The organism is Trichococcus ilyis, from assembly GCF_900109135.1.
Lineage (GTDB): Bacteria > Bacillota > Bacilli > Lactobacillales > Aerococcaceae > Trichococcus > Trichococcus ilyis.
The window spans coordinates 48,456-68,097 of the sequence record NZ_FNYT01000016.1; the positions used below are offsets into that span (position 1 = coordinate 48,456).

Sequence of the window (19,642 nt, forward strand, 5' to 3'; positions counted from 1 at the left end):
AGATTAAAACTCTCATCATTTTGACATTCAAGCACTTACAAACGTTGATTTAAATGGATTGTCAGATTATGTAACATCTCTGGTAAGCAGGATATAGCCTCAATAAAATTATTTCTATACACTAGGACTATGCTAAAACAAAAGGAGGAATAATTATGTTTTCATCAGTAGATACATTATGGACCTTAGTCGGGACGGTCTTGGTATTCTTTATGCAAGCCGGATTCGCGATGGTCGAGACGGGCTTCACCCGCGCCAAGAACGCGGCGAACATCATCATGAAAAATCTTATGGACTTTGTGCTTGGCTCGCTGGGATTCTTCCTTATCGGCTACAGCATCATGTTCGGTGATGATATCGCCGGCATCATCGGAACGCCCGAACTATTTATGGAAGGACTTGATTCCACCATCCCCGGATCGGTGCACTTCATGTTCCAGAACGTATTCGCAGCCACTGCAGCCACTATCGTATCCGGGGCTGTTGCGGAACGGACCAAATTCAGCTCTTATCTCGTGTACTCCTTCCTCATCTCCTTGCTGATCTACCCTATCTCAGGCCACTGGATCTGGGGCGGCGGCTGGTTGGCGCAAATGGGCTTCATCGATTTTGCCGGTTCCACAGCTGTGCATATGGTCGGCGGGGTTGCCGCTCTTGTCGGTGCTGCTCTCGTCGGACCGCGGATCGGCAAATACAAGGACGGCAAAGCGCAAGTCATCCCTGGCCACAACCTGACACTCGGCGCGCTGGGCGTCTTCATCCTTTGGTTCGCTTGGTTCGGATTCAACGGTGCTTCCACAGTGGCTGCCACCGGCGACGAAACACTTGCCTTGATCGGCACAATCTTCTTGAATACAAATCTGTCAGCGGTCACTGCAACTTTGGTCACACTCTTGTTCACTTGGGCTAAATACGGTAAACCGGACGTTTCCATGACGCTGAACGGCTCGTTGGCTGGGCTTGTCGCCATCACGGCCGGCTGTGCTGTAGTATCTCCTTTCGGCGCTATCGCCATCGGATTCATCGCCGGCTTTGCCATCGTGCTTGCTGTCGAATTCATCGATCAAAAAGTCAAAATCGATGATCCGGTCGGCGCGTTCAGCGTCCACGGCGTCAATGGTGCTTTAGGAACAATTTTGGTCGGTATTTTCGCAACGGACGGCGGATTGTTGTACGGCGGCGGATTGAACCTGCTGGGCGTTCAAACTTTGGGTGTGGCTTCTGTAGCAGCCTACACAGCCGGTTCCATGTATGTGGTCTTCAAAGTCATCCAACAAACGATGGGTCTCCGCGTTACGGCTGAAGAAGAAATCGTCGGTATGGACGTCGCTGAGCACGGCTTGACTTCAAGCTACCATGACTTTGTCGCAACAACCGCCTTCGAGGATTACGTAACAGACAACAACAAGCCTGCTGCAGTCCCAGCTGTCCAAGAAGTGGATCTGTCCAAAATCGGCTCCTTCAAGCTGTCCGATTCAGGCTATACGATGAACAAAGTCGACATCATCGCCAATCCAGACAAACTGGAACGCTTAAAAGCGGAATTGAACGCAATCGGCGTAACCGGCATGACGGTCACATCGGTTCACGGCTACGGCCTCCAAAAAGGCCAACAAACCTTCTATCGTGGTGCGAAGGCAGATGGCAACCTTTTGCCGAAAGTCCGCATCGAGACGATCATCAGCGAGGTGCCCGTCGAAGAAGTCATCCGTGCTGCCCGACGCGCGTTGTACACAGGGCATGTCGGTGACGGAAAAGTCTTCGTTTCTCCGGTTGCCGATGCCTTCCGCATCAGCAACAGCGATTCCGGTGCCGCAGCCTTGAAATATTACTGAACCGAATAACGAACACCGCATGCAACCAAGGAACCGTCTCATCATGAGATGCGCTCCTTGGCTTTTTTTTGTTGCTTTGCAGTGTCTTAGCGCTCAATCCTGATGCAGTTACAGTAAATCTTCATACAATGTTGAAAGTCCAACCCATCCAGAACTAGGATTAATACCTCAATCATTCTTTTTGTCTTCTCCATGCGTATATCTCATCTCGACATGAGGTGTCCCTTCAAAAGTAAAAGTGTCTCCAAATGTATGGAATCCAAATTTTTGATAGAGGCCTACTACTTGTTCCTGGGATTCAATAATGATTTCCTCGTTCGGCCACTGTTCCTTGCAGAGGACAAGGACGGCCTCAATCAGCCGGCTTCCCAATCCTGTTCCTCTGGCATCAACTGAAGTGACTACGCGCCCAAAAGTAACGTGTCCTGCTGCCTTGAACACGCGGGCGTACCCTTCTGTTTCCCCAGTCCGATCATTGGTGTAGTAAACATGAAAAGCATTGAGATCATTGTCATCCAATTCATGATAAATCCGCTGCTGCTCACAGACAAAAGTGTCGATTCGGAGCCGCAGTATTTTGTAAAACTCCAAACTGTTCATTTCTCCTATGGTTTTGATATGCCACATATAAATTTCCCCTTTTTTGGATTATGGTGTATGATATAGTTGAATATGCAACTATTAAAGGCGGTGTCTTATGGATAACACAAAGCTGTTCCGATTGATGGGAACCATCTCCAGGCAAGCGACAACAGATATCAATCAAAAAGTGGCACAGTATGGACTGGACAATAATTTATTTCTGTATCTTATGCGCATTGTGGAAAACGAAGGCATCTCACAAGTGGATTTGGTCAATACAGTGAGAGTGGACAAAACTACGTTGAGCAGAGCCTTGAAGAAGCTCGAAACTAACGGTTTCATCCGGAAAGTAACCAATCCTGTCAACCGCAAATTCAATCAACTCTATCCTACTGATAAAGCCAAAAATACCTACAGGACACTTTATAGTCTGGAAAAAAAATACATTTCCAAAGCTTTGGTAAACTTGAGCACTGACGAAAAGACCACGCTGATTGCCTTATTGACGAAGATAGACTCAGCTTTGTGAAGCTGAGTCTATCTTACCACAAACAGTTGCAAATGCAACTGTTAGGAATATAAAAAAGGAGGATTTACATGAATATTCAATATGGGCTCAAAAATAGGCTGACTTTCTTTGGTTTCGGACTTTTGTTGATTACAATCGGAAATGCGCTATCAATCATTTCCGACACTGGGAGCGGTGTCTGGACGGCAGCTTCCATCAATTTAAGTCAGGCCACGCAACTACCGATAAACTGGACTTTACTTTTTGTTGGTACCTTGATTATTCTGCTCAATCAATTACTTAGCAAAGGAGTACGCTTATATCATTTGCTAGGGGAGTTAATTTTTGTATTCTTTTTTAGTAATTTTATCCAATTCTTTGTGGAACTCCTTCAATTGACAGAAATTCCTGGTCTATCTTTTAGTTTTAGAGTGCTTGTGTCAATTTTTGGCGTTATTCTAACCTGTATCGGAACATCCATCTATCAACGGGCAAATATTTTGCTTTACCCTACTGATGGTCTGACAAATTCCGTTAGACAAAGAATAACTAACAATAGCATCGTTTTCGCTCAAGGACTTGTGTTTCTTATTCCGATAGTCGTTATAGCCGCTTCCGCCTATTTCAATCATCACATATACGGTGTCCAAGTAGTCACTATTTTCTCTTGCATCAGCAATGGGACAATAATTGGCATTTCAGACAAATACATTTTTCCGACTCTAATACATCATATGAGATATCAGCTACCCAACGAGGCTAACATCACTGCTGATTCCTAGTTTGTCCGAGAATCTGAGGATCAAATCAAATTTGATAAATTCTCACCATTAAAAATCATGAACGCCCCTCGATTGCGATGTTCCGCTTTCCATAACAGTGATCTCCCGATTTTGTGTTTGCCTGCGCTTTGTTATAATGGGTTGTAAGGGTGGTTCTCCACCAGACAATGAGGAGGAAAAAATATGTGGATCATCAAGTCTTTTGAGGAACTGACGGCGAAGGAATTGCATCTGATCTACAAAGAACGGACAGCCGTTTTCGTTGTGGAGCAAAATTGCCCCTACCAAGAGGTGGATGACACCGATCTCGTCAGCATCCACTTCTTCAAGCAGTTGGACGACCGATTGTTGGCCTACGCCCGACTGATACCGGAACCGGACAGCGTGCGCATCGGCCGCGTACTGGTCCCGCAAAGCGAACGCACGCATGGCTACGGCCAGGAACTGATGCAGATCGTGCTGGAGTATGCCAAGCTGCATTTTCCGGAGCTCCCGATCCATGCACAAGCACAAGCCTATCTGCAGCAGTTTTACGCCTCTTTCGGATTCCGGCCCGTATCGGAAATCTACCTGGAGGACGATATCCCGCACATCGATATGATCATCAATCCGCAAAATAACCAAGTAGACAGCACAAAACGACAGGAGGAAAACCGTGAATAAATACCTTACAGCCAGCATACTGGGCATCATAAGCATCACAATCAACGTCTGGATCATGTATCAGACCCGCTACGACAAAGGCCTGAACCCGATCACAAAGAAAAACCTCGAAAAATTGTCGTATGCCCTGATCGTCGCAGCAGTACTGTTCATGACGTTCGGCTAGAGTGTGATGATTCGCGAGGATTCAACTCGCCAAAATAAAAAAGCCCGCTAAGGCTTTTTTTATTTTGGGCAAATCACGGTCACTATCACCAGTTTGCGCTACACTTGGATCCGCAGGTCTTTTCGGCTGTAGATCAGATAGCTCAATCCCAATGTCAAGAGACTTCCGATGATACAGATGAGCATGTATTCCCAAGAAATCCCCTCTTCCAGCATGACTGCAGGATGCGCGTATTCAACAGGTGACAAAACACGCAGGAATTCATAGTCCTCGACCATCTTGGAAACGAGGCCGATCATGTACGTGCCGAAGACCAACAGCAAGGCGACACCACTGGTGGATCGGCTGCTCGCGATGAATGTCGAAAAAAGGAAACCGACCGAATAAAAGAACAGCAGCACCAACGACTCCGCAGCGAATATCAAGCTGATATCCTTGAGGATCTCCACAAAAGCGGCTCCATCCTCTTTGAACAAGTAGATGAACACCAAAGCCGATCCGTACAGCACGAGCCAAAAAATCAGCAGGAGTACGAGGTTCGCGATGTATTTGCTCGTGACGATGGCTTTTCGGCTGATCGGCTGGGCGTACAGATACTCGATCGTTCCATTCGTCTCTTCCTTGATCAGCGCCTGCGCGCCTTTCATCGTGGCAAAAATGCAGGCCGCCAAAAAGAGATATTGGAATATATAGGCGAAATATCCGGTTGCCTCCAACAAGCTCGCTCCGTTCGTCAATGAGAAGGCCTCCAGCATCTCAGGAGGCATCGCATCAAGCTTGGTCGTCAGGATATCTTCCATCCCCTGGTTTGACATGACCGGAAACATCGCCATCATCAACCCCATAATCAAGACCATAAAGAAAAGCCATACGAACAACCCACCGCGCTCCTGTTTCCATTCCAAGCGGATGCTATTCATAAGATCCACCTCCACCGTATAAGGTCATGAACTTTTCCTCCAGATTCTGATTGCGGATTTCGATATCCTCCAGATCCAGAGGAGACACATCGGCCAAAATCTGTTTCACGTTGTCCTTGTACAAGAGCGAAACAACCCGGTCTGTCTTAGAAAGGATACGGTACCCTTTGGACTCGAAATCCTCCATCCCGATGGCCGGTCCGGTCAGCGTCACCACTTTCCCGGGTTGATAGCCGGATGACATATCTTCCACAGAAATGATTTTCCCTTCGCGGATGAAGGCGGTACGCGTACAGAATGCTTCCACTTCCGGAAGGTTATGCGTGGAAATGAAGATGGTCGCACCTTCATTATTGTGATACCGCAATTCTTCAAACAAGCGGTGCTGCATCAGAGGATCCAACCCATTCGTAGGCTCATCCAGTATCAAGAGGTCCGGATTGAAAATCAGGCTATTCACGATCGCTACTTTTTTCCGGTTCCCCAGGGAAAGATCCTTCATTTTCTTTTTCGGCTCCAGGGCGAAACGCTCCACATAGTACGCCATCATCTCTTTTATGTTGTGGATTTGGTGGAATTTCCCCGTCATCAAGAGGATTTCCTCGACCGTCAGATTGCTGTAGTAATGCACATCGCTCGGGACATATCCGACGATGCGCTTCAGGCTCTCGGAGTCTTTCTGGACGTCCAACCCGAAAATCCGGGCACTTCCCTTGCTCGGCTTGATGAAATCAAGCAGCAGCTTGATGGTTGTCGACTTGCCGGCTCCGTTCGGCCCGATGAATCCGAACCGTTCGCCCTGCTCCACTGTGAGGTGGACATTGTCCAAAGCCACACTCTTGCGGTATCGTTTGGTCAGGCCTTCCATTTCGATTGCTTCCACAGTAACCCCTCCTCTGAAGAACTTTACATATATCCATTATACGTTTTCTCGGCTGAAGATTACAGCAACAGCACATTATTTTCTTCCTTGAACAGCACAAAAAACCGAGACAAATTAGTCTCGGCTTTTTGGGAAGTGCTCGATTCCTAAACGGGATTCATCGCACTCTTTTTAAACGTGTTCTGAATCCCAGAAATCTCCGCCTAAGCTGATAGCCACACCGTGACCAAAAGCGGGTCGCGTTGTGGCTATCCTCTTAGTGCTCGATTCCTAAACGGGATTCATCGCACTCTCTTTAAACGTGTTCTGATTTGTAGGGGATTCCGCAAATCATCACACTCTCTTAGTACATGTTTAGGTATTGTTCTCTTTCCCACTCTGTTACTTGTTGGATGTAGGACATTACTTCGATTTCTTTTGATTCTACGAAGTTATTGCTGATGTGGTCGCCTAATGCGTCAACCAACAATTGATCTTTGGAGAACTCTTGAAGAGCTTCTTGCAATGTTGTTGGCAAGTCCAAGATGCCGTTTTCGTAACGGTCTTCAGCTGACATTTGGTAGATGTTGCGGTCGATTGGAGCTGGAGCTTCCAATTTGTTCTTCACGCCGTCAAGACCTGCAGCCAATAATGTAGCCAAAGCCAAGTATGGGTTAGCAGCTGGGTCAACGCTACGCAATTCAACACGAGTGGACATGCCGCGTGATTCTGGGATACGGATCAGCGGTGAACGGTTTCTTCCGCTCCATGCGATGTATACAGGTGCTTCATAGCCAGGAACCAAACGTTTGTAAGAGTTTACGATCGGGTTGCAGACAGCTGTAAAGCCGCGCGCGTGCTTGATCAGACCAGCGATGAATTGGTAAGCTGTTTCGCTCAATTGACGTTCATCGTTTTTGTCGAAGAAGGCATTGCCGTTTTCGTTGAACAATGACATGTTGAAGTGCATACCGGAACCGTTGATTCCGAATACTGGTTTAGGCATGAATGTTGCATGCAAGCCATGTTTGCGGGCTACAGTCTTAACGATCAGTTTGAACGTTTGGATGTTGTCGCAAGCTTCAACAGCATTTGCGTATTTCCAGTCGATTTCGTGTTGTCCTGGTGCAACTTCGTGGTGGCTTGCTTCGATTTCGAAACCTAATGCTTCCAATTCCAAAACAATGTCACGACGGCAGTTTTCGCCCAAGTCAGTAGGAGCCAAGTCGAAGTATCCGCCTTGGTCGTTCAATTTCATTGTAGGTTGGCCTTTTTCGTCCAATTTGAACAGGAAGAATTCAGGTTCAGGTCCCAAGTTGAAATCAGTAAAGCCCAAGTCTGTCATTTCTTTCAGGACACGTTTCAAGTTGCTGCGCGGGTCGCCGGCAAACGGTTGGCCGTTTGGTTGGTAGATGTCACAGATCAAGCGTGCAACTTTACCTTGTTCAGTGCCCCATGGGAATACTAACCAAGTATCCAAATCTGGGTACAAGTACATATCGCTCTCTTCGATACGCACGAAACCTTCGATGGAAGAACCGTCGAACATCATTTTGTTGTCTAATACTTTTTCTAACTGGCTGATAGGAACTTCCACGTTTTTGATGGTTCCTAAAATGTCAGTGAACATTAAGCGTAGGTAGCGGACGTTATCATTTTTTGCTGATGCGATGATTTCTTCTCTAGTAAATTTTGGCATTTGTATTCCCTCTCCTTGACTATGCTTTGTTTGTTTTTTGTTTTTTTATTATCTTCCCCAAGGTTTGTTTGAATCCCCAGGGTTAAATCCACTTGCGTTGAGTATTTCTTTGTAGAGGATGCGGCGGACATCTTCATCGGTCAGGTTTTTTTGCTTGTTTTCAAGCTCCTCTTCCTGCTGCCGCTTCAGTCGTTCCGTGCTGTACATCCGCTTGATGGCAGTGATGTTCAACCCTTCCGCCAAATAGTCTTTGACTTCCAGTAGACGATCAACGTCGTTCAATGAAAACATCCGGCGATTGGTGTCTGTCCGCTTAGGATGAACGAGTTCTTGCTCTTCATAATAGCGAATCTGTCTTGCTGTCAAATCCGTCAGTTGCATGACTGTTCCGATGGTAAAGACAGCCATCGAACGTCGTAGCTCCTTTTCTTTCATACCAACCCCTCCATCGAAGCTTCTGAGTTGAGTGAACCACAGATGTGTACTTTTTCTTCAGGAGTTCGCACCTGTTCAGAAAAAGGTGATGCTTTTCAACAATTAATCGTATGTGCTAACAATTAATTGAGTGATTTAATACAACAAGAATACTCTTATTTCTCATCCAAGTCAACGCTAGCTTAACATAGGATGTAATAAATTCTAACATGGCAGTAAACCCTTGTCAGAATAACATTTGAAAGGCATTTCATCTTCCCTTGATAGGCCGATTTCCTCGCATGGACAGAAAAAAAGCGGCCATTAATGAAAAAAATATTAAAAAAAAATGTGAGCGACAAAGCGCTTGCACCGCAAAGAGAGTGGGACAGAACGCGTTTGGCTCCGGACCACTGGAGCGAACAAGCGCAGAATGGCTGCAGGCCAATCGAGCATTGTTCGTGAAGTGGAGCCAGGGGCTGCGTTCTGTCCCGCGTTTACGCACACTATATTCGAATGCAGGAAAGAGGCTGGGAGTTTAGCCCCAGCCTCTTCCATATCTGTTCTGTTTATCAAAAACGGCGCGCGCTCTGATGCCTAATCCACCCGGGTAAGCCGGCTGGCATCCCTTGCCTTCAGGAACAGCGGAACCTGTTCAATGACCAGGTTGGTATTTTCCAACCCGAACCACCTCGCAGGAGAGCCTGTCCACGACTTGATATTATACTTTAAACTCAAAATGAAGCGACTGAAGATGGAGAGATCGCTTTCCGGCGAAATAGCCTTGCGGACCAGCACAAAACAGAAGTCGCCGATTTCTTTTTCATGATAGATCGTGTATGTCTGCTTTTGGGGCTGGATTCTTCCCTCTTCCATCATTTCTTGGATGATTTGGCGCAAGTATACATTGATCCGTTGCTCAATCTTGAAGCCCAAACGAAGCTGGACTTTAAAGCAGAAGTCAGTGCCATAATCCTCAACCTTGTATTCCTGTGTGTACGGTTGATCGGTGACGGCTACGTTGATGAACCAATACACATCCGCCCGTTTCGGCCGCTTATCCAAAATGGAATAGAGGATATCGCGGTCCACCGTGCTTGGATTTTGATTGCTCGTCAGAAAGACCAGATTATTCGCATAAACGGGCAAGGAATCGTCTGCCTTCAGTTTTTTGAACTGACCGATAAAATCCGTCATCGGGTATTCCAACCGCTGCAACGATTCGATCTTATTTCCTTTATGCCAGACGAACATGATGGCGAACAGGATGGAACCCATCAGGATCGCAACGTAGCCGCCGTGGAAGAATTTGGTCGCGCTGGAAATAAAGAAGGTCGCCTCCAAGGTGCCAAAGAACACGAACATAAGCAGGGAAACCAGAATATTGAAGTTCTTCATGCGCAGAAACTCAAACATCAGAATGGTCGTCATCAGCATCGTGATCGTGATCGCCAAACCATAGGCCGCTTCCATCCGGATCGATGTCTTGAAGTAAAAGACAACCCCCATGCAGGACAGCCAGAGGATGTTGTTCACCAAAGGAATATACATCTGTCCCTTTGTCTGGGAAGGGTATTGGATCTTCAGATGCGGCAACAGATTCAGGCTGATCGCTTCCGAAACAAGCGTGTAGGATCCGGTTATGAGCGCCTGCGAAGCAATGATAGCGGCTAGCGTACTCAACAGGACCGCAAAAAGCCGCAACCCGCCCGGGATCATTTCAAAAAACGGGTTGAAGTCCTCGATATGGTAAAGCGCTGTGTTCGATTTTGCCTGCATCAACCAGGCCCCTTGTCCGAAGTAATTCAGCAGCAGAGCCGCCTTTACAAATGGCCAACTGCCGTAGATATTCTTCTTGCCGACATGGCCCATATCCGAGTACAAGGCTTCCGCCCCGGTCGTAGCCAAGAAGATGCTGCCCAGAATCATAAAGCCGGCATGGTTCTGCTCGCTCAGGAGCAGTTCGATGCCGCGCATAGGGTTGAAGGCAAGCAGCACGCTCGGATTGCTGAGCACTTGCCATAATCCCAGCCCGCCGATAAACGTAAACCAGAAGGTCATGATTGGTCCAAAAGCTTTCCCTATCGTTTTGGTCCCGAGGCGTTGGATCATGAACAAGGCCGAGATGATCGTCATCGTGATCGCCAATATCTTGCCTTGCCCTTCGCCCAACAGTCCCTCAAAGAACGGGATGCTGCGCAAGCCTTCGACAGCCGTCGTGACCGTTACCGCCGGGGTCAAAATGCCGTCAGCCAGCAAAGCCGCTCCACCCACCATGGCCGGTATGATCAGCCATTTTGCGCGTTTGTGGACAAGCGTGTAGAGCGAGAAGATCCCGCCTTCGCCATGGTTATCTGCCTGCATCGCGATGATCACATACTTGATCGAGGTCAGCAAGGTGACCGTCCAGATCACCAAAGACAACGCCCCGATGATGAATGAATCCGTCAAGGACCCCAGCCCGCCGTTCCCCTCGACAATAGCTTTCATGACATAGAGCGGCGAGGTTCCGATATCCCCGTAAACGACACCCAGCGCCACAACAACCGCAGCCATGCTCAGGGGAATCTGCGGATGTTTTTCTTTCTGCATTTCCAAACGATTTCTCCTCCAATATCCTAGACATCTTTTCTATTTTGAAAACTACCTAATTATAATCCTTTTTTGGGGGCAGTCAAGAGCCATCAGATTACGTGAACAGCCCGGCCGTCTCCAGTACCGCAGCGATGTCCAACAGCCATTCTTCTTTCCCTTTCGGGGCCGTGAATTGCACCCCCAACGGCAATCCGGAAGCCGTACAATGCACCGGCAGGCTGATGGCCGGTTGCCCGGTCAGATTGGCTTGCTGCGTGAAAGGCGTCACCGCCAGGCTTTCCTCAAACATCTCCCAAACGAGTTCTTTCCTGTCTGGCGCCGGCAGAGCATCCGCATGCCGCATACGCCTCTTCAATTCTTCGCTTTGGAAAGAGTGATCGATCCGAGGAGCGCTATCGGCCGTGGTCGGCTGCAGCAGCAGATCGTACTTCTCATGGAATCCATCCATTGTGGCCGCAGCCTGATCCCACAGCCCCAGCGCCAAGGAATAATCGCCGCCGGAAATCGTCCGGCCGTACTGATAAAGGGACCAGGAAACCAATTCCATGTCATCGGCCGTCAGCGGACGGCCGAGTTGCGCAGAAAAGTTCCTCAACATAGCATCCGTTTCGGCTCCGTTCATCGCATAGTAGGCCTCCATCAAGCGGATGCCGTCAATTTCAGGCGTTTTTTCTTCCACCTCGTAACCCAACGCTTCCAGCGCGGCCACCGTCTGCAGCACGGCCCGTTCGGCATCCGCGCTGACGGTGGATTTCACCGGCGATTCCAAGGAATAGGCGATCCGGAACGAGCGCCGCTTGCCGGATTGATGCTCCTGAAAATGGCTGCCGGGGAACAAAGGCGTCTGGAACGGTGCCGCCGCTTGGACAGTCTGCAAAGCATCCAGCATCATCGCTGTGTCCCTTACCGTCTTCGTCAAAGCGAAGCTGATCGATGCTCCTTGCCAGCCGCGGTAGGATCCCGGCCCCACCGGTGTGCGGCCTCTTGTCGGCTTCAACCCGACCAAGCCTGTGAAGGAAGCCGGGATCCGGATCGAGCCGCCGCCGTCGCTGGCAGTTGCGATGGACACCATACCGGAAGCGACCGCCGCAGCCGCCCCACCGCTGGATCCTCCCGGAGAATGGTCCGGATTGAAAGGATTTCTGGCCGGGCCATGGATGACGGCATCGGTGATGTTCTTGAACCCGAATTCGGGTGTGCTCGTCTGGCCGATGACGATGAAGCCAGCCCGCTCGATGGCTTCGACAAAGTGGCTGGTGCGGGGAGCGATGTAGTCTTTCAGCAAGCGCGATCCGGATGTCGCCGGCTCGCCAGCCAGGTCCTGGCCCAAATCCTTGATCAGGATCGGCACACCGCCGAACAGAGTGCCGCCGAAATCCCGTGTCCGGGCTTCATGCAGCGCTCTTTCCCTGCGCGTGTGCACGACGGCATTGCAGCCGGGATTCTCTTTTTCTATCTTTTTGAAGGCATCCGCAACCAATTCTTCCGGGGATGCTTGTTTCGTTCTCAAAAGCCCAGTGTAATACAGGGCATCTTTCTGGCGATCCATAAAAAGCCTCCTTCTCATTTCCACATTTTCTTCCATTGTAGGTTGGATCCGCCAAAAAGGCAACGGAGCCGGATTGTCACTTTGCCGTCACAGTATCGGCGGATCTTGCGGAACTTTCTCATCCATTTTTGATGACAGTTGCGGTAGAATGTAGTAGAATCCTTCTATTGTCCCAAATTCAGGAAATACGCAAAAACTGCCGGATGCATGCAGAGGAAATGGAGTAGGAAACGATGAACGAAAGATATAAGGATTTAAGACTCGCGGAACAGGGCGCACGGCTCAGCATGGTTGCCTATGTGACCCTCTCATTCGCAAAACTCTTCATCGGGAACGCCTTCGGATCGGCCGCGCTGAGTGCTGATGGATTGAATAATTTCACCGACGTCATCTCCACGGTCGCCGTCATGATCGGCTTGCGGATCGCCCGCCGCCCGGCTGATGAGGATCATCCCTACGGCCATTGGAAAGCGGAGACGATCGCCAGCCTCGCCACCTCCTTCCTGATGCTTTTGGTGGGCCTGCAGGTGCTGTTCTCCAGCTTTTCGAAACTGACAGGCGGAGAGTTCACCACCCCTGACGTCCTCTCCGGCGTCACCGCCTTGATCGCCGGATTTATCATGACCGGCGTTTACGTATACAACAACCGACTCGCTGAACGCATCAACAGCATCGGTTTGGCCGCTTCCGCGAAAGATAACCTGAGCGATGCCCTGACCAGTTTTGCGGCTGCGATCGCCATTTTCGGCTCCATCTTCGGATTGTATTGGTTGGATGGCGTCATGGCCGTCATCGTGGGCATCGTCATCATCAAGACCGCGATCGATATTTTCCGCGAAAGTGCCTTCTCCCTGTCCGACGGTTTCGAAACGAATCATCTGGCGGAATACCGGCAGGCCATCCTGGAAATCCCCGATGTCCAGGATGTGACGACTTTGGCTGCGCGCAGCTACGGAGCAAATGTCTATGTCGATGTGACTATTCTGCTTGATCCCGAGCTGACAGTGCTGCGCAGCCATGAAATCACGGAACAGGTCGAGGAGCGCTTGCGCACGGCATTCAATGTTTTCGAGATAGACGTCCATGTAGAACCTTTGACACATTAATGTCAGCAGATCGATAGGCCGGACGGTATTTTGGTGGTATAATAACAGACGGATTTATACAGACTTTTTTGGCGGACGCAGCTGTCATCAAGATCTGTCCGTCTTTTTTTTTTGGAAAAAATATAGTATTGGGAGGATTTATGAAAGAAGAGAAACATTACGGCTTATCGACCGCTGTATCCATGATCGTCGGCATCTGCGTCGGATCAGGCATCTTTTTCAAAGCCGATGACATTTTGGGCGCGACCGGAGGAAATGTCCTGTTGGGCATTTTGGTTTTCTGCATCGGCGCATTCAGCATCATTTTCGGCAGCATCACCTTGACACAATTGGCTAACCGTACCGAAAGAACCGGCGGCATCGTCGCTTATTTCGAGGAGTTCATCTCCGCTAAAGCAGCCAGCGCATTCGGTTGGTTCCAATTGTTCGTTTACCTGCCGACGATCATCGTCGTCGTGAGCTGGGTATCCGGCATCTACACCTGCATGCTGCTGGGTCTGCCGAACACATTGGAAACCCAGACACTGCTCGGCACGCTCTACATGACCTTTTTCTTTTTGTTGAATTATTTTTCGCTCAAATTGGGCGGCTATTTCCAGAATCTCGCCACCGTCATGAAACTGATTCCGCTGATCGCCATCGCTGTCGTCGGCATTTTCTGGAAACAACCGGCTCCGATCGTGCCGCCTGAATTGGCTGTCCCGATCACGAACGTCGGCTGGGGTTGGTTGGCGGCATTGGCGCCGATGGCCTTCTCTTATGACGGCTGGACCATCGCAACGAACATCACGCACGAAGTCAAGAATCCGAAACGGACGATGCCGTTGGCGTTGACGATCGGACCGTTGGTGGTGCTGGGCATCTACTTGACCTATTTCAGCGGTTTGGTTTCCATAGCCGGCCCTGAATACATTTTGGCGGTGGGCGATGAAGCCACCACGACAGTCGGTACCTCCTTGCTGGGCGAACGCGGCGGCAGCATCATCCTTTCCTTCGTACTGATCGCCATTCTGGGCGTAACGAACGGCGTCATCATGGGCATCCTGCGCTTGCCGCAGGCGCTCGCCGAAAAGAACATGCTGCCGAACAGCGCTAACGTTAAACAGATCGACCCGAAAAGCCAGCTTTCTCCGGCTGCTGCCCGGATCGCCTTTGGCGTCTCGCTAGTCTGGATGACCTTGCATTATCTGACCCAAAAATCCGGCATCCTCAGCGGCGGGGACGTCAGCGAAATCGCGATCGTCTTCAGCTATCTGACTTACGTCATCCTTTACCTGAAAGTCATCAGCATGAAAAAAGAAGGCGTCATCACCAGCACATTCTTCGGTTCGATCACGCCGGTATTCGCGATTATGGGGTCCGCCATCATCCTGATCGGCGGCATCATCTCCAATCCGACTTATGTGCCGATCTTCATCCTGTTCTGCTTTTTGGTTTGCTTCATCGGCTACAAATACTACGAGAAAAAAACAGCCTGACAAAAAATCCACCAGTTGCAACCTGACTGGTGGATTTTTTACATGCAGATGATTAGTTTTTGAATGAGTGGATCGGTGCCGGGCTGCGTCCGCCGCGGTTGATGAAATCAGCCGAACTTTCTTCATGGACTGGCTGAACCGGAGCGCGACCAAGCAAACCGCCGAACTCGACGAAATCGCCCACCCCGCAGCCGATTGCCGGAATCACCCGGACAGCTGTCGTTTTGTTGTTTTGGACCCCGATGGCCGCTTCATCGGCGATCATCGCCGCCAAGGTTGTCGCAGGCGTATCGCCTGGGACAGCGATCATATCTAAACCGACCGAACAGATGGCCGTCATCGCCAACAGCATATCCAGAGAAATCTGGTTGGCTGCAGCCGCTTCGATCATGCGGTGGTCTTCGGATACAGGGATGAACGAGCCGGACAAGCCGCCGACGTGACTGCACGCCATCACGCCGCCTTTTTTGACTGCGTCATTCAAGACAGCCAAGGCAGCGACGGTTCCGTGCGTACCGACTACGCCCAAGCCGAACTCTTCGAGGATTTCCCCAACAGAGTCGCCGACTGCCGGAGTCGGAGCCAATGCCAAGTCGACGATGCCGAAGGGCACGTCCAATTTCTTCGAAGCGATGTTTCCGACCAATTGTCCCATCCGGGTGATCTGGAAAGCGGCTTTTTTGATTGTGTCGGCAACGATGTCCATCGGTTCGCCTTTGACTTTTTCCAATGCGCGTTTCACGACACCAGGCCCTGAGATGCCGACATGGATTTCGCAATCGGCTTCCTCGACCCCGTGGTACGCGCCCGCCATGAATGGGTTGTCGCTTACGGAGTTTGCGAAAACAACCAATTTTGCGCAGCCGAAGCCGTTTCTGTCGGCCGTTTTTTCCGCTGTGGCTTTGACGATTTCGCCCATCAGTTTGACTGCATCCATATTGATGCCGGCTTTGGTGGAGCCGATGTTCACGCTGCTGCAGACCTTGTCCGTCACGGCCAAAGCTTCCGGGATCGATTCGATCAGGATTCTGTCGCCTTTGTTGTAGCCTTTTTCGACCAAAGCCGAGAAGCCGCCGATGAAATCGACGCCGACTTCCTTCGCCGCCGCATCCAGCGTTTTGGCGTAGGCCACATAATCGGTGTCATCGCTTGCGCCGGCGATCAAGGCGATCGGCGTAACCGAAATCCGTTTGTTCGTGATCGGAATGCCGTACGTATCTTCGATTTCCTGCGCTACGCTGACCAAATTTTTCGCTTTGGTGGTGATTTTTTTGTATATTCTTTCACGAGCTTTTTCGCCATCGCTGTCGATGCAGTCCAATAATGAAATCCCCATCGTGATGGTGCGGATATCCAGATTGTCCTCTTCGAACATGCGGATGGTGTCCAAGATGTTGTCTGTTCTTAACATTCAAATATCCCCCTAGATCCGATGCATCGCATGGAATGTGTCTTCTGCCTGTAAACGGATGACCAAACCTTGTTCTTCTTCGACTTTTTTCATTGCGTCCTTCACTTCTTTTACTGAATTTTTCGCTTCATTCAGTTCGACCATCAAAATCATCGTGAAGTATTCGTCCATGATGGTCTGTGAAATATCCAGAATATTTACGCCCAGACGCGCCAATTCCACCGATACGCTCGCTACGATTCCAGTGTGGTCTTTACCTGTTACGGTCATGATTGCTCTCATCTTTTTTTCGCCCCTGCTTCATTATTTTTTTGTCGAGTCCATTATACCATTTTCCAGCACTATGAAAATCCTATTAGAAATTTATGATTCCTATTCTATCACATAAAAAGGGAAAGACTACTGTTTTTTTGGGAAACGGAAAACGGTAACCGCTATCCATCGGAATCTTTTTGTGTTCTTTCCCGAAACACGAAAATTATTGCAGAAGCCGGATTAAATCTATCGTTTTTTTGGAATAATTGCTACACTGGTCATAAGCACGTTTCAAACCAACATCAAGGAGGTTTTCCCTATGCAATTGATTCATTTTTCAGAAGACGGCCAAAGCCGTATCGGCATCAAGACGGAACGCGGTTTCCTGAACGCAGCCAAAGCAGCCGCTGCCCTGTCGCTGCCTGTTCCTTCCTATATAGAAGACGTTTTGAAGGATCCGGAACAAGCGGCGCAGCTGGATGCCATCCTGACCCACGCGGACACGCTGACGGACGAGGCTTACTATGTATCCTTGGACGACGAACTCGTTTTCCTGCCTGTCCTTTCCCGTCCCGGCAAAATCCTCTGCATCGGCAAAAACTATGCCGCCCACGTTGCGGAAACGAAAAGCGAGCGGCCGAAAAAACCGCTTGTCTTCAGCAAATTCACGAGCGCTCTGGCTGCCCATAAGGAAGGCATCCCGATTCCCGCCGGCACGGACAAAGTCGATTACGAAGTCGAACTGGTTGTAGTTATCGGAAAAAGAGCCTCTTGCGTCTCTCCGGAAGAAGCGCTCAAGCATGTGGCCGGCTACACGATCGGCAACGACGTGACCGCGCGCGATTGGCAAAAAGGCTCGCCGCAATGGTTGCTGGGGAAATCGCCCGACAAATTTGCGCCGCTCGGACCCGTCTACGTGACTGCCGACGAGATCGATCCGACCAACCTGGATATTTCCCTGAAACTGAACGGCGAGGTCCGCCAGAACAGCAACACCAAACACTTGATTTTCGACATTCCGACAATCATTTCCTACATTTCGCAACACTTCGCACTGGAGCCCGGCGACATCATCTTCACCGGCACACCGGACGGGGTCATCCTCGGCTATCCGGAAGACGAACAAGTCTGGCTCAAGCCCGGCGACGTCATCGAATCCACCATCGCAGGCATCGGAACACTGGTGAATACCTTTAGATAACAGCATCCGAGAGGCTGTCTCTTAATGAGATGGCCTCTTCTTTGCGCCCGCTGACCGGAGAAGAGTGCCCTGTAATCCACCCCCCAGCTCCGGTGAACGGTCTGCTCACCGGAGCACACCGCTAACAATCGGACTCAATTCCAGCGAAGCCACCTTCATCGGAGAACGCGACCGGAATACAACCTGAACCCCGGCGAAGCCTCCGTTCGCCGGAGAAGAATGCAGACTTCGGCATCACAGTATGCGCACAAAAAGTTGCCGAATAACGACGATAAAGGGCCGTCCTCTAATAAGAGGTAGCCCTTTATTTTCCTGAAATAGACGTATTTAAACCATCGCTTCGGTCCCGACGGCCTGCAACTGGAAATGCATCATTTCCATCGCCTGCAGCAGCGCATCGGCCGTATCCAATGAGGTCAGGCACGGCAAGTTGTTATCAGCGGCTTCGCGGCGGATGAAATAGCCGTCCGTTTCCTCGGTCTTACCTTCCGTCATCGTGTTGATGATGACTTGAATCTTGCCGTCGTGCATGCCCTGCAGGATCGCATCCCGTTTCGCTTCTCCTTCAGGCAGGATCGTGACCGGCAGCTGCGCTTCCTGCAGTGCTTGTCCGGTACCGTTCGATGCGATCAGGCGATAGCCGATCGCAATCAGTCTTTTGGCCAGCGGCAAGGCTTCTTGCTTGTCCTTGTCCGCGATCGCCAGCAAAGCGGTGCCGTATTCCGGAACCTGGACATTCGCGGCACGGAACGCTTTGTACAGGGCTTTGGAAAGGACCTTATCCTTCCCAATGATTTCCCCGGTGGACTTCATTTCCGGCCCCAGGACAGTGTCGACTTTCTTCAGTTTGTTGAAACTGAAGACCGGCATCTTGACGTACACGCCGGCTTTCGGCGCCACCAAGCCTGTTTGGTGGCCTTGCTCCTTCAAAGAGATGCCAAGAATGCCCTGCATCGCCAAGTTCGCCATCGGAATGCCGGTCACCTTGCTCAGGAACGGTATCGTCCGGCTCGCGCGCGGATTCACCTCGATGATGTAAACGACGCCGTTGCTGATGACGAACTGGATGTTCACCAAGCCGATTGTGTTCAGGCCTTGCGCCACGCGGATCGTGTAGTCTTCGATCGTCTGGATCAGTTCCGCCGACAGGTTCTGCGGCGGGTAGACCGCGATCGAGTCGCCCGAGTGGACGCCGGCGCGTTCGATGTGTTCCATGATGCCCGGGATCAGGACAGTTTCGCCGTCACAGATCGCATCGACTTCCAATTCCTGTCCGATCAGGTAATGGTCGACCAGAACCGGACGTTCGGGACTGGCCACAACCGCTTCGCGCATGTATTTCTCCAGGTCGGCTTGGTTGTAGACGATCTGCATCGCCCGTCCGCCCAATACGTAGGACGGACGCACCAAGACCGGATAGCCGATCTCATCCGCCACGGCCACCGCTTCTTCGACGGTCACGGCGGTCTTGCCCGGCGCCTGCGGGATGTCCAGGTCGCGCAGCAGCTGTTCGAACAGTTTGCGGTCTTCGGCGCGGTCCAGATCTTCTAGGCTCGTGCCGAGGATCTTCACGCCGTGTTTGACCAATTTGTCGGCCAGGTTGATGGCCGTTTGGC

General features: G+C 50.4%; 19 protein-coding genes. 9 read left to right on the forward strand and 10 right to left on the reverse strand.

Annotated features, from left to right (window positions below; genetic code table 11):
• The first annotated feature begins 155 nt into the window (after positions 1-155).
• Entirely contained in the window at positions 156-1,835 is a 1,680-nt protein-coding gene (locus BMX58_RS08865) for an ammonium transporter (protein ID WP_068622839.1), read from the forward strand.
• Positions 1,836-2,003: 168 nt separating this feature from the next.
• Here the strand turns inward: BMX58_RS08865 and BMX58_RS08870 are convergent, their stop codons facing one another.
• Complete coding sequence (locus BMX58_RS08870; RefSeq protein WP_068622840.1) at positions 2,004-2,462, reverse strand: GNAT family N-acetyltransferase; 459 nt, start codon at positions 2,460-2,462, stop codon at positions 2,004-2,006.
• 70 nt (positions 2,463-2,532) lie between these two features.
• Between BMX58_RS08870 and BMX58_RS08875 the strand changes: the two genes are divergently transcribed.
• The 4 genes from BMX58_RS08875 (at position 2,533) to BMX58_RS14675 (ending at position 4,536) form a co-directional block, all read left to right on the forward strand.
• Positions 2,533-2,946: a MarR family winged helix-turn-helix transcriptional regulator gene (locus BMX58_RS08875; protein ID WP_068622841.1), complete on the forward strand. Its 414-nt coding sequence runs from the start codon at positions 2,533-2,535 to the stop codon at positions 2,944-2,946.
• A 68-nt stretch (positions 2,947-3,014) separates the two neighbouring features.
• Positions 3,015-3,707 carry a DUF6198 family protein gene (locus BMX58_RS08880; RefSeq protein ID WP_068622842.1) on the forward strand — a complete coding sequence of 231 codons (693 nt, stop codon included), beginning with the start codon at positions 3,015-3,017 and terminating at the stop codon, positions 3,705-3,707.
• 183 nt (positions 3,708-3,890) lie between these two features.
• Entirely contained in the window at positions 3,891-4,370 is a 480-nt protein-coding gene (locus BMX58_RS08885; protein WP_068622843.1) for a GNAT family N-acetyltransferase, read from the forward strand.
• Positions 4,363-4,536, forward strand: a complete 174-nt coding sequence (locus tag BMX58_RS14675) for a hypothetical protein (RefSeq protein WP_157077225.1) — start codon at positions 4,363-4,365, stop codon at positions 4,534-4,536. Before BMX58_RS08885 ends, BMX58_RS14675 begins: the two co-directional genes overlap by 8 nt.
• A gap of 98 nt (positions 4,537-4,634) precedes the next feature.
• Here BMX58_RS14675 and BMX58_RS08890 read toward each other — a convergent pair whose 3' ends face one another.
• From BMX58_RS08890 to BMX58_RS08905, 4 genes are all read right to left on the reverse strand, one after another.
• On the reverse strand, positions 4,635-5,456 hold the full coding sequence (locus BMX58_RS08890; RefSeq protein ID WP_068622844.1) for an ABC transporter permease subunit: 822 nt from the start codon (positions 5,454-5,456) through the stop codon (positions 4,635-4,637).
• Positions 5,449-6,339 carry an ABC transporter ATP-binding protein gene (locus BMX58_RS08895; RefSeq protein ID WP_068622845.1) on the reverse strand — a complete coding sequence of 297 codons (891 nt, stop codon included), beginning with the start codon at positions 6,337-6,339 and terminating at the stop codon, positions 5,449-5,451. The genes BMX58_RS08890 and BMX58_RS08895 overlap by 8 nt, the downstream gene beginning before the upstream one ends.
• Before the next feature lie 343 nt (positions 6,340-6,682).
• Positions 6,683-8,017 carry a type I glutamate--ammonia ligase gene (gene glnA, locus BMX58_RS08900; protein ID WP_068622846.1) on the reverse strand — a complete coding sequence of 445 codons (1,335 nt, stop codon included), beginning with the start codon at positions 8,015-8,017 and terminating at the stop codon, positions 6,683-6,685.
• A 48-nt stretch (positions 8,018-8,065) separates the two neighbouring features.
• Positions 8,066-8,452, reverse strand: a complete 387-nt coding sequence (locus tag BMX58_RS08905) for a MerR family transcriptional regulator (RefSeq protein WP_068622847.1) — start codon at positions 8,450-8,452, stop codon at positions 8,066-8,068.
• 306 nt (positions 8,453-8,758) lie between these two features.
• Here BMX58_RS08905 and BMX58_RS14680 point away from each other — a divergent pair, with 306 nt between their 5' ends.
• The gene (locus BMX58_RS14680) at positions 8,759-8,896 is read left to right on the forward strand and encodes a hypothetical protein (protein ID WP_165605753.1); all 138 of its coding nucleotides are present in this window, start codon (positions 8,759-8,761) and stop codon (positions 8,894-8,896) included.
• A gap of 132 nt (positions 8,897-9,028) precedes the next feature.
• On the opposite strand, the gene BMX58_RS08910 is transcribed toward BMX58_RS14680, so the two are convergent.
• Positions 9,029-11,023 (reverse strand): KUP/HAK/KT family potassium transporter, encoded by a 1,995-nt coding sequence (locus BMX58_RS08910; protein WP_068622861.1) that lies wholly within the window; start codon positions 11,021-11,023, stop codon positions 9,029-9,031.
• Positions 11,024-11,120: 97 nt separating this feature from the next.
• Positions 11,121-12,575 (reverse strand): amidase, encoded by a 1,455-nt coding sequence (locus BMX58_RS08915; protein ID WP_068622848.1) that lies wholly within the window; start codon positions 12,573-12,575, stop codon positions 11,121-11,123.
• Between the two features lie 233 nt (positions 12,576-12,808).
• On the opposite strand from BMX58_RS08915, the gene BMX58_RS08920 reads away from it, so the two are divergent.
• Together BMX58_RS08920 and BMX58_RS08925 are read left to right on the forward strand one after the other, a co-directional pair.
• Positions 12,809-13,681 (forward strand): cation diffusion facilitator family transporter, encoded by an 873-nt coding sequence (locus tag BMX58_RS08920; protein ID WP_068622849.1) that lies wholly within the window; start codon positions 12,809-12,811, stop codon positions 13,679-13,681.
• Positions 13,682-13,821: 140 nt separating this feature from the next.
• Entirely contained in the window at positions 13,822-15,159 is a 1,338-nt protein-coding gene (locus BMX58_RS08925) for an APC family permease (RefSeq protein ID WP_068622850.1), read from the forward strand.
• Positions 15,160-15,211: 52 nt separating this feature from the next.
• On the opposite strand, the gene BMX58_RS08930 is transcribed toward BMX58_RS08925, so the two are convergent.
• Together BMX58_RS08930 and BMX58_RS08935 are read right to left on the reverse strand one after the other, a co-directional pair.
• The gene (locus BMX58_RS08930) at positions 15,212-16,570 is read right to left on the reverse strand and encodes a PFL family protein (RefSeq protein ID WP_068622851.1); all 1,359 of its coding nucleotides are present in this window, start codon (positions 16,568-16,570) and stop codon (positions 15,212-15,214) included.
• A gap of 12 nt (positions 16,571-16,582) precedes the next feature.
• Positions 16,583-16,852, reverse strand: a complete 270-nt coding sequence (locus tag BMX58_RS08935; protein WP_068622852.1) for an ACT domain-containing protein — start codon at positions 16,850-16,852, stop codon at positions 16,583-16,585.
• A gap of 292 nt (positions 16,853-17,144) precedes the next feature.
• Between BMX58_RS08935 and BMX58_RS08940 the strand changes: the two genes are divergently transcribed.
• Positions 17,145-18,026 carry a fumarylacetoacetate hydrolase family protein gene (locus BMX58_RS08940; protein WP_068622853.1) on the forward strand — a complete coding sequence of 294 codons (882 nt, stop codon included), beginning with the start codon at positions 17,145-17,147 and terminating at the stop codon, positions 18,024-18,026.
• 327 nt (positions 18,027-18,353) lie between these two features.
• Here BMX58_RS08940 and BMX58_RS08945 read toward each other — a convergent pair.
• Positions 18,354-19,642: ATP-binding protein (locus BMX58_RS08945; RefSeq protein WP_113649405.1), on the reverse strand; the 1,289-nt coding region annotated here is incomplete at its 5' end.

Excerpts from the sequence above, each read along its gene's own strand:
- BMX58_RS08865 (WP_068622839.1), top strand. The coding sequence starts at position 156 with ATGTTTTCATCAGTAGATACATTATGGACCTTAGTCGGGACGGTCTTG.
- BMX58_RS08870 (WP_068622840.1), bottom strand. The coding sequence starts at position 2,462 with ATGTGGCATATCAAAACCATAGGAGAAATGAACAGTTTGGAGTTTTAC.
- BMX58_RS08875 (WP_068622841.1), top strand. The coding sequence starts at position 2,533 with ATGGATAACACAAAGCTGTTCCGATTGATGGGAACCATCTCCAGGCAA.
- BMX58_RS08880 (WP_068622842.1), top strand. The coding sequence starts at position 3,015 with ATGAATATTCAATATGGGCTCAAAAATAGGCTGACTTTCTTTGGTTTC.
- BMX58_RS08885 (WP_068622843.1), top strand. The coding sequence starts at position 3,891 with ATGTGGATCATCAAGTCTTTTGAGGAACTGACGGCGAAGGAATTGCAT.
- BMX58_RS08890 (WP_068622844.1), bottom strand. The coding sequence starts at position 5,456 with ATGAATAGCATCCGCTTGGAATGGAAACAGGAGCGCGGTGGGTTGTTC.
- glnA (WP_068622846.1), bottom strand. The coding sequence starts at position 8,017 with ATGCCAAAATTTACTAGAGAAGAAATCATCGCATCAGCAAAAAATGAT.
- BMX58_RS08905 (WP_068622847.1), bottom strand. The coding sequence starts at position 8,452 with ATGAAAGAAAAGGAGCTACGACGTTCGATGGCTGTCTTTACCATCGGA.
- BMX58_RS14680 (WP_165605753.1), top strand. The coding sequence starts at position 8,759 with ATGAAAAAAATATTAAAAAAAAATGTGAGCGACAAAGCGCTTGCACCG.
- BMX58_RS08910 (WP_068622861.1), bottom strand. The coding sequence starts at position 11,023 with ATGCAGAAAGAAAAACATCCGCAGATTCCCCTGAGCATGGCTGCGGTT.
- BMX58_RS08915 (WP_068622848.1), bottom strand. The coding sequence starts at position 12,575 with ATGGATCGCCAGAAAGATGCCCTGTATTACACTGGGCTTTTGAGAACG.
- BMX58_RS08920 (WP_068622849.1), top strand. The coding sequence starts at position 12,809 with ATGAACGAAAGATATAAGGATTTAAGACTCGCGGAACAGGGCGCACGG.
- BMX58_RS08925 (WP_068622850.1), top strand. The coding sequence starts at position 13,822 with ATGAAAGAAGAGAAACATTACGGCTTATCGACCGCTGTATCCATGATC.
- BMX58_RS08930 (WP_068622851.1), bottom strand. The coding sequence starts at position 16,570 with ATGTTAAGAACAGACAACATCTTGGACACCATCCGCATGTTCGAAGAG.
- BMX58_RS08935 (WP_068622852.1), bottom strand. The coding sequence starts at position 16,852 with ATGAGAGCAATCATGACCGTAACAGGTAAAGACCACACTGGAATCGTA.
- BMX58_RS08940 (WP_068622853.1), top strand. The coding sequence starts at position 17,145 with ATGCAATTGATTCATTTTTCAGAAGACGGCCAAAGCCGTATCGGCATC.